Annotated in this window: 2 protein-coding genes; both read right to left on the bottom strand. The window is 45.3% G+C overall.

Annotated elements, in window-relative coordinates; all coding sequences use genetic code 11:
• Positions 1–1,116: DDE-type integrase/transposase/recombinase (locus AB7U36_RS21655; protein ID WP_428161684.1), on the bottom strand; the 1,116-nt coding region annotated here is incomplete at its 3' end.
• 1,080 nt (positions 1,117–2,196) lie between these two features.
• Positions 2,197–2,661, bottom strand: a complete 465-nt coding sequence (locus tag AB7U36_RS21650) for a hypothetical protein (RefSeq protein WP_428161683.1) — start codon at positions 2,659–2,661, stop codon at positions 2,197–2,199.
• Positions 2,662–2,928 lie beyond the last annotated feature (267 nt).

Here is a 2,928-nt window from a genome sequence, read left to right as displayed (position 1 = left end):
CATAAACCAAATATCGAGGCGTTGGCCGGGTAAGGCATCTGCCACTTCAAAGGACCGCTTTTTAAGCCTGACCGTATTATTCAGGTAAACTTTGCACCGTCGCTTCATTCTAAATAACGGCTCGATCTCAATCGTTTCCGGCAGAGGGATGCAGGCACTTTGATGCCCAAGCCGTTTCTGCAAAGGGGTCATGCCCAGGCTGCCGTGAATACGCCGATGATAAGTCGACAGCCATTGTGAAAAGGCCTTGTTCAACCCGTCCAGCGTATGGGCCGGTGCGTTTTTGCCCTCAAGGAACTGATCCCGGACGGTCCGGAAGAATCGTTCCACTTTTCCCCTTCCCCTGGGCCAGCCAGGCGGCGTATGGATCAGATGGATACCCAGATTGGCACAGACAAATTTAAGATGCTTGCTTGCGTAACAGGCACCGTTATCCGTATAAAACCGGCGCGGCTTGCCATGGGTTCGAACGGCTGCCATCAGTTCCATCATCATTACCTCGGTGCCCTCACTGGTAAAAAAGCCGGCATGAACCACATATCTTGTGGCATCGTCGATAATGGCATGCAGATAGGTTTTGCGTTTTTGGCTGTTCATTCTAATCTTGGGTCCGTGAAGGAAGTCTGCAGTCCACATTTGACCAAAGAACTGATATTGAAAGGGCCGAGCCGGATCATGCACCGTCAAATTGGGATCGCGTTGAAGGTTGCATGTCCGGGCAAATCGATAAAGCGTGGAACGGGCCGGAGACTGCATATCCCAGACGTTGTCCTGAACCAGCTGTTCGATCAAACGGGCAAAAGTCCATCTGGGATGTTCCTGCCGCAGTTGAAACAAGCGGTCCGAGATCGCCTTGGGTACGGCATGATGGGTGCCGGTGTTTTTTCTTTGGGCATCGTTTAACGCCGGCAGGCCGCCGTTCCGATAACGATAAAACCATTTTCTGAGGGTTTCCGGAGAAAAGGACACAAATTGACCGTCAGGCCGGCGATATTGAACCCCGGCAATTCTGATCAGTGCCTCCTCCATGGTCTCTACCTCTTCATCTCGATGAAGAAGACTGCTGATAATGCCGTATCGCCAGACAGCGAGATCGGCTGGGTCAGGTGTTGACATGACCACCTCCTTAATTGAGAGTTGAACCTGGTGGAATATCAACATAACCGACTGTAATTTAACAATGTATGTTTTGTGTTGATGGCAACTTAACCCATCTCCCAGGGAAAAAACTCTGGGAAAAATCCCTGGTAAAGTCCGGCCAAAAGAAGGGCGGGTCCGGTCCCCATTCGGCAACAGTCTTTTCCCGGGAAAACCAGGGCATGAATTTTTGACAAAAGATCCTGAGCCGTTTGGCAACACCCCGGGTGCACCCAAAAAATCTTGCCGCCTGAGCCTGGTTCATTCCAGCATTGACTATGGCTGCGCAGCAACATATCGCCTCAAAGGTGTGACGGACGACCGGCATAATGGACTCAGGAAGAACAGAAAAACTTTTCCATGGACACAGGGGAGATTTGCACAAATAGCGCTGAATCCTAATTTCTGTGTTGCTTCTTGGGTGATTTCGCGGATAGGTTCCGTTACGGATGGTCAAAGAACTCGAACAATGGCAGCAACGAACCTGTTGTTTTTCCTTGGCAGATGACTGATTTCTTATTATGCTTTCTTTCATAAGCAGGGTCGGGGTTGTGGTGGCGATGGTTTTGGCGAACTTAATCTATACCACAATCCCCCCCTCTTATCCCCCCCCAAAGGGGGGAGGAGGATGCCAAGGCATCGGGCGGTTCCTGCTGTCTACAGATATGCCTGTTCTTTTTTAGAAAATCTTATTCAACAAGCTCATTATTTTCTCAGAAAATGTAACGATAGGTGGGATTTATAGATGATGTAGAGGTACTGTAGGGAGAAAATTTACAAAGGGCTTTTCAAAGGAAAAATTATTGAGAGAAAGGTGGTGTCAGATGTTGTAATGATCTCACTGAGATGGTGTCAAGTCATCTTCATCCAGTAGCAGTTGATCAAATATCATGCTTGATCAGACATGAGTTCTTTGCATTTTGGGTATAGACTTTGGCTAACTACCTGAATTCATAACCACATGATTTTAAATTTTATTTCTCTTGGTATTGATGATTTTAATGAGTTATGAGAACTCATGATTCTTGAGGTGTCTCAAAAATCGCTGTTTATCGTCTCCTATTTTTGTATAATATTAAAGCCGTTTAAATATATTTTATGAAATTCAAACAATTCCATTAAGGAACTCAAAGATATTCCAAAGTCATTTAAATCAAGCCAATCGAAGGAGGATAGTTTTTCATCAAAGGTAACCTGGTCATCATAGTGCCGGTAGCCGTCCTCAATATATTGAGACTTGATGTATAAAGGTTGAGGTTTGAATTTATCCCCATAGGTATAGAAATCTATTCGCCGCTCCCTAAGGTTGATCTTGATCCTTTCCATAAGCAGAGGCAGAGGTTTACCTTCGAAATCATCATACCTCATCAACGAAATTTTATTTGACTGCATGTGGATTTTTATCAGGTCAACTTCAAATAGGTCTCCATAAAGCTGAGTTGCACAGCCGATATAAGTCCTTAAAATTGGAGAAAGCCGATTGACATAATCAATATGTATAGTCCACGAGTGCTCCCCTTGCATTTTACAGTATTCAATCTTTCATGGGCTTTTTGACACTCAGATTTAATTGTTTCGGTTTTTCCTACTGAAAAGAGAAGATCTGTTGCTTCCATCACAGCATCTGTGTATTTGTTGAAGAAATGCTTGATATCCTTTTGTGAGTGCGGACTCAAAAAATGATGGAAAAATTCGCTAAAATGGTCCAGAAAAGTGATGGGAAAAGAGAGGAGCCCCCTCACGTTTCTTGCCCGATGCGTTGATGGAGGGCTCCTGCCACTTTAACCAATG

This window comes from Desulfobacter sp. (assembly GCF_050177295.1).
The sequence above is the reverse complement of the archived record's forward strand: the minus strand, read 5'-3'. Positions and strand labels throughout refer to the sequence as shown.

What these genes read in the sequence shown, in the direction of transcription:
- AB7U36_RS21650 (WP_428161683.1), bottom strand. Translation starts at nt 2,661, where the DNA reads ATGCAAGGGGAGCACTCGTGGACTATACATATTGATTATGTCAATCGG.